This is a genomic window from Nocardia testacea NBRC 100365 (genome assembly GCF_000308775.1).
Classification (GTDB): Bacteria; Actinomycetota; Actinomycetes; order Mycobacteriales; family Mycobacteriaceae; genus Nocardia; species Nocardia testacea.
Genome location: NZ_BAGJ01000072.1, coordinates 26,197 through 32,349 on the forward strand (window position 1 = coordinate 26,197; position 6,153 = coordinate 32,349).

Below are 6,153 nucleotides of genomic sequence, written 5' to 3' on the forward strand. Positions count from 1 at the left end.
CGCTGGTGAGCCCGAGAAATGCGAACTCTAGCAGGTGTGGTGCGGGCGAGGCGGGCAGATGCGAAAGCGCGTCGTTCCGGCCGGGTAACCCGCTGCGGGCGGTAGGGTCTGGGACCCGTGGCGGATGGTCGAGCCGAGAATCGGCGGGATGTGGTCCGGTGGGGTCTGGTGTGCGCGGCGGGAGTGCTCGCCGCCTATCTCGCTGTCCTGCTGGCGAATTCCCGGCATTTCTACACCGACGACACCGAGTCCCAGTACGCGCCGCTGTGGGTGATGACCGGCCGCGCTCTGCGGGAGGGGCGGTTCCCGGTACTGGTGCCGGAGAACTGGCTGGCCGGCAACTACGCGATCGAGGAGACCGGTCTGCTCAATCCACCGCAGCTACTGATCGATCTGCTCGCGGTCTCGGTGGACGATCTCGCGCTGTACGCGACACTGGTCAAACTTCTGTTCGCGGTTGTGCTGGGGCTCGGCGTCTACCGGGTCTGCCTGACCTACGGTGGCCGCCCGGCCTGGTCGGCGGTGGCCGGAGTGGCTTTCCCCTGTAGTGGTTTCCTGCTGTTCTTCGACGCGGCCAGCTGGATGACCGCGTTCACCGGGACCGCCTGGCTCGTGCACGCCTGGGCGTCGGGCGTGCGCTACGCCCGGGGCCGCGGCGGGCCGGTCCCGGTTTTCGTCTTTCTCTACCTGACGATCTCGGTGCAGTACGTTTTTCCCGCGGTGGAAGCGGCTGTGCTGTTCGCCACCGTGCTCCTCGGTGAATTCGTGTACCGGCGGCAGTGGGCGCCGGTGGTCCGGCTCGCCCTGGTGGCCGGGTGCGCGGCGGTGGCCGGTCTGGCGACCTATCTGCCGAGTCTGCTCACCGCCGATGTCACCTGGCGCGGCGCGTCGGAGATCCGTAACGACCAGTTCCTGACCGTGCCGTGGTCGGAATCGCTGAACGCCGGCCTGCCCAGCACGCTGCCCGCCTTCACGTCCTGGTGGGGATATGTGCAGCCGCTGCCCATGGTCTATATCGCCTGGTTCCTGATCCCGGCGCTGGCCTTCGTCGACTGGCGCCGCGCGGCGGGCGCGGCCCGGGAGCTGAGCGGGCCCGCCCTCTTCGCCGTGCTGACCCTGCTGTGGACCGCCGGCCCCGGGACCATGGGCCCGCTGCGCTGGCCGGCCCGGGTACTGCCGATGGTCGCGCTGGCGCTGCTCGTGCTGGTGTGTGTGCTGCTCGGTCGGTTCGGCACGGTCGCCGGCACCCGGCGGCGCGGTACAGCCGCCGCGGTACTGGTCGTGTTGATGCTGGCGCGTTCCGCCGCGGCCGCCCCGGCGGCGGTGCTCGGTCACCTGATGGCCGCGGCCGGGGTGGGTGCGCTGGGGGCGGTCGTGGTGTGGCTGGGCCGGGCGCGTGGGCAGGCCGCGGCCTGCCTGCTCACGCTGGCCGCGGTGGCCCCGATCGCTTATCTCCAGGTGCACGCGGCCCAGCCCACGCCCATGAGCTGGAATCTGCCCACGAAGCGGTCGGAGATGAAGGCGGCCTTCCCCGATTTCCCGGGCACCACGCTGCAACTGGGCGACCGGGCGCTGATCTCTCCCGAGGAGCGCACCCTCGACGGCGCCTACGGATCGCTGGCCTTCGGTAATTACGCCAAGAACCTGGAGGCCGACTATGTAGGCGGCTATACGCCCAACGGTCACTTCTATTTCGGCCATCTGCTGTGTATGCGCTGGGATGTCAGCGTCTGCCCCGACGCCTACCGGCGGGCCTTCGCGCCGGAACCCGAAACCGGGCGGCCGCTGGTGGATCTGATGCTGGTCGACCGTGTGGTCCTCCAGCGTGCCCTGTTCCCCGGAGCGCGCGAGCAGCCCGCGCCCACCGGCTGGAAATGGGTGGACCCCCCGGGTCACGAGCAGTACATCGCGGTTCTCGAACGCGAATCCGGCCCGGTGTCGGGACGCACCGGCCGGGTCGCCCACACCGACGGGGTCACCGTCGGCGCCACTGTCGAATCGGACACCACCAGCCGGGTCCGGGTCGATTCGCCCACCGGCGGCCGGATCGTTTTCGCCCGGCTGGGCTGGCCGGGGTACCGCGCGCACCTCGACGGCCGCCCGCTACCGATCGAGGTGGTCGCGAACAGTTTCGTCGCCGTGGACATCCCGCCCGGCACCAGCGGGGGCGATCTGGAACTCACCTGGCGGCCGCCCGGCTGGAAGATCGGCGCCGCGCTCATGGCAGCCGGATTGCTCGGTCTCGCGGGCCTGACGATCGACCACCGGCGTGGCCGCCGACGTCCTGGCCACTCGCCTGCCGGACCTGCTGGAGTTCCTGTCGGCCCGGCCGAACGGGTCGCCGACCAGGTCGCTTCTCCCGACGACCCGACGGCTCCGCCCGACGACCCGGTTGCTCCGTCGCCCGCCGACCCGGTGGCCGGCGGTCCGGGTCCTGTCGTCGCCCGCCCGTGACCGATTCCGTCGGGTGCCCGGCCACTTCACCCGGCAGCTCGCTCGGGGCACCCGCCGACCCGGGCCCGTTGCTGCGGCTCGTGCGTCGGCGGGAACTCGCCTTCGCGGTCGTCGGCGCCGTGAACACAGCGATGGGAATCGGTCTGACCGTCGGGTGGCTGTGGTTGCTCGGAACTGCCGTGCCACCCTCGGTGGCGGTGGCGGCCGCGTACGCCACCGGCGTCGGTATCGCGTTCGCACTGCACCGCAATCTCGTATTCCGGGTCCGCGGCCGGGTCCTGCGGGATTTCGTCGCATTCGTGGCCGTCAACAGCGGCGGACTGGTCGCCAACGCGCTGCTGCTCGAACTCGCGGTCACAGTGCTCGGTTTTCCCCGGGCGCCGGCCGCGGTGGTGGTGATGGGCACGGTCGCGGTCGGCAGCTACTTCGGCCACCGCTCGATCTCGTTCCGTCGACCGGTAGGTTGAAGCCCATGTCGGAGGAAACCATTCTGGACCCCACCCTGCTGAGTCTGCTGGCGTGCCCGCAGGACAAGGGTCAGCTGCATCTGGTGCGCGCCGCCGACGGCGCGGATCTGCTGTACAACCCGCGGCTGCGCCTGGCCTACCCGATCGACAGCGGTATCCCGGTACTGCTCGCCGACGAGGCACGCCCGGTTGACGACGCCGAGCACGCCGATTTCGCCCACCAGTACGGAGAGTGACGACCCGGGTCAGGACTCACCGGCGGCGGCCGAGTCCTGACCCAGATCCCCGGTGAGATATCGCTGCATCGTGGGCCCGACGGCCGCGACGAGCCGGTCCAGCGGCAGCCCGTGCACCGGCTCGAGCGCCAGGATCTTCCGCGAGATCACCAGTCCCGCCATCTGTGAGGCGGCCAACGCCACCCGGAGCCGGCCGTCGTCGGTCTCGGTCGCGATCCGCTGCCGCACCCGCTCCAGCACCACCGACAGCAGAAAATCGCGGGCCAGCGAGGTATCTCCGCTCGCGACCAGACTGCGCACCAGCGCCACCGCACCGGTGCCCGCCGGGGAATCCCACAGGCCCACCACCGCGGTGACGATGGTTTCGCCGAGCCGGTCCAGCGGCACCGAGTCCACCTGCCGCAGCACGATCTCCGGGTCCACCGGTAGTTCCACCACCGCGGCGAACAACTGCTGCTTGGTCCCGAAATAGTGGTGTACCAGCGCCGGATCCACCTCCGCGTCCGCCGCGACCGCCCGGATGGAGGTTTTGTCGAATCCGGATCTCGCGAACCGTTCCCGGGCCGCGGCCAGGATCGCGTCCCGGGTTCCGGACCGGCCGGGACGGCGGCCCGGACGGACCGGACGCGGACCGTCGGCTTCCGGCGCGCTCATGCGGTGCGGCGGCGTAGGGTCGCCGCACCCAGGCAAAGGGCCACCGCGGCGAACGCCGCGACGATCGCGAGGTCCCGCCACATCAGGCCGGTCGGGTCGGTGTGCACCGAGACCTCGTGCAGCGCGTCGACCGCATAACTGAGGGGCATGACATTGCTGATCGCCTCCAGCCAGCCGGGGAGCTGCGCGCGGGGGACCAGCAGACCGCACAGGAAGATCTGGGGCGCCGCGACCAGCGGCATGAACTGCACCGCCTGGAATTCCGTCCGCGCGAACGCACTGCACAGCAGTCCGAGCGCCACACCCAGCACCGCGTCCACCATCGCGATCAGCACGACCCACCCGGGATTCCCGGCGGCGTCCAAACCCAGCAGGCCGAACGACACCAGGCAGGCAACCGCCGCCTGGGCGGCGGCCGCGAGGGAGAACGCGGTGCCGTATCCGCCGAGCAGGTCGAGTTTGCTCAGTGGGGTGGTGAGCAGTCGTTCCAGTGTTCCGGAGGTGCGTTCGCGCTGCATGGCGATCGCGGTGATCAGGAACATCACGATGAACGGCAGGATGCCGAGCATGCTGATCCCGATCCGGTCGAACGGGGTCGCGGACTGGGCAGGTGCGGAGGGGACGTCTCGGTAGATGAAATAGAGCAGGGCCATCAGCAGGGCCGGCACCACCAGGATCATCGCGACCGTCCGGTGGTCGTTGCGCAACTGCCGCAGGATCCGGGTGGTCGTGGCCAGGTACGCCCGGCCCGGGCGGGGCCCACTCGCGTGGGGCGCGCCGGATTCCGCCCGCGCGGTTTTCGGGAAGGCGGTCGCTGCCGCGCGCTGCCCGTTCATGCCGGGGCTCCCATCGTGATGAGGGCGAGGAACGCCTGTTCCAGGTTCTGTTCACCGGTGTGTTCTCGGAGTTCGTCCGGACTCAGCCGGGCCAGCAGATCGCCCTCGCGCAGGAGCAGCAACCGGTCGCAGTGCTCGGCCTCGTCCATCACATGGCTCGATACCAGTAGCGTCGTCCCACCGGCCGCCAGTTCGTGGAACTGTTTCCACAGCTCCACCCGCAGCACCGGGTCCAAGCCGACCGTGGGTTCGTCGAGAACGAGCAGTTCCGGCCGGCCCACCAGCGCGCAGGCGAGCGAGGCCCGGGTCTGCTGCCCGCCGGACAGCTCGTCGCCACGTTGCGATTGGTGGTCGAGCAGCCCGACCGCGCCGAGTGCGGTGTCGACCGCGTCCCGGTCGGCTCCGGCGAGTGCGGCGAAATACGCGACATTGTCGCGCACGCTGATATCGGCGTAGATGCTCGGCGCCTGGGTGACGTAACCGATCCGGCGCCGCAGCGCCGCGCTGCCCGCGGGTAGCCCGAGTGCGGTGATCTCGCCGGCCGCCACCAGCTGCGTGCCGACGATGCTGCGCATGAGCGTGGTCTTCCCGCAGCCCGACGGACCCAGTAGCCCGGTGATCGAGCCGCGCGGGATCGTCAGCGAAATATTGTGCAGCACTTCGCGTTTGCCGCGGCGAACGGTGAGGTCACGCACTTCCACCGCGGCGGTCGCGTCGGCATCGGCCATGGTCGGCCCCTATTCATCCGGTGTTGAATTCATTCCCTGATGAATTATTCGCCGACCGGTGCGGTACCGCAAGACCTGGGCATGATCGATCTGCCGGCCCACCTGTGCCGGGGATCTCCGCCGCGGACGCCCCCACGGCACCCACTCGGCGCCGGCTGCGACAATCCACGCCGTGAGTGCTGAGGAACTGGCAGTTGATCCGCTGACCGCCGCCCAGCGTCTGCTCGGCGCGATTCTCTGGTCGGGCCCGGTCGGCGCCCGTATCGTCGAGGTCGAGGCATACGGCGGAGACCCGGCCGGCCCCTGGCACGATCCGGCCGCGCATTCCGGCCGCGGCCGCACCCCGCGCAACGCGGTGATGTTCGGGCCGCCCGGTCACCTCTACTGCTATCTGAGCTACGGCATGCACACCTGCGTGAACATCATCAGTGGGCCCGACGGTGTGGCCAGCGGGGTGCTGCTGCGGGCCGCCGAGATCGTCGCCGGCCACGAGTCGGCGCGCGCCCGCCGACCCGGCGCGCGCACCGAAGCGGACCTGGCCAAAGGCCCCGGCAACCTGGGGAGTGCGCTCGGTATCGGCCTCGCCGACTACGGCACCGATGTCTTCGATCCCGATTCCGCCATCCGGCTGGAACTGGGCCGACCCATCGACCCGGCGCATATCGCGGCCGGACCGCGTGTCGGCGTGAGCAGCGAAGCCGATCGCCCCTGGCGCGTCTGGTTGCCCGACTCCCCGGCGGTTTCCACCTACCGTCGCAGTCCCCGCGCTCCCCGTATC

Annotated in this window: 7 protein-coding genes; 4 read left to right on the forward strand and 3 right to left on the reverse strand. The window is 70.4% G+C overall.

The features are described 5' to 3' along the window. The first annotated feature begins 117 nt into the window (after window positions 1-117). The 3 genes from ON38_RS09285 to ON38_RS09295 are packed head-to-tail and all read left to right on the forward strand — an operon-like array spanning window position 118 to window position 3,157. Window positions 118-2,454, forward strand: coding sequence for a hypothetical protein (locus tag ON38_RS09285; RefSeq protein ID WP_373281204.1), 2,337 nt, complete (start codon window positions 118-120; stop codon window positions 2,452-2,454). After that, the gene (locus ON38_RS09290; RefSeq protein ID WP_039824027.1) at window positions 2,451-2,921 is read left to right on the forward strand and encodes a GtrA family protein; all 471 of its coding nucleotides are present in this window, start codon (window positions 2,451-2,453) and stop codon (window positions 2,919-2,921) included. Before ON38_RS09285 ends, ON38_RS09290 begins: the two co-directional genes overlap by 4 nt. Before the next feature lie 5 nt (window positions 2,922-2,926). Further along, window positions 2,927-3,157, forward strand: a complete 231-nt coding sequence (locus ON38_RS09295; RefSeq protein WP_039824029.1) for a Trm112 family protein — start codon at window positions 2,927-2,929, stop codon at window positions 3,155-3,157. 9 nt (window positions 3,158-3,166) lie between these two features. Here ON38_RS09295 and ON38_RS09300 read toward each other — a convergent pair whose 3' ends face one another. Genes ON38_RS09300 through ON38_RS09310 form a run of 3 tightly spaced genes read right to left on the reverse strand, consistent with a single transcriptional unit; the run spans window position 3,167 to window position 5,375 of the window. Next, window positions 3,167-3,811, reverse strand: coding sequence for a TetR/AcrR family transcriptional regulator (locus ON38_RS09300; RefSeq protein WP_039824031.1), 645 nt, complete (start codon window positions 3,809-3,811; stop codon window positions 3,167-3,169). Next, complete coding sequence (locus tag ON38_RS09305) at window positions 3,808-4,647, reverse strand: ABC transporter permease (protein WP_083872469.1); 840 nt, start codon at window positions 4,645-4,647, stop codon at window positions 3,808-3,810. The genes ON38_RS09300 and ON38_RS09305 overlap by 4 nt, the downstream gene beginning before the upstream one ends. Next, window positions 4,644-5,375, reverse strand: coding sequence for an ABC transporter ATP-binding protein (locus ON38_RS09310; protein WP_039824033.1), 732 nt, complete (start codon window positions 5,373-5,375; stop codon window positions 4,644-4,646). The genes ON38_RS09305 and ON38_RS09310 overlap by 4 nt, the downstream gene beginning before the upstream one ends. Window positions 5,376-5,547: 172 nt before the next feature. Between ON38_RS09310 and ON38_RS09315 the strand changes: the two genes are divergently transcribed. Then, a partial coding sequence (locus ON38_RS09315; RefSeq protein WP_039824035.1) for a DNA-3-methyladenine glycosylase occupies window positions 5,548-6,153 on the forward strand: 606 nt, incomplete at its 3' end.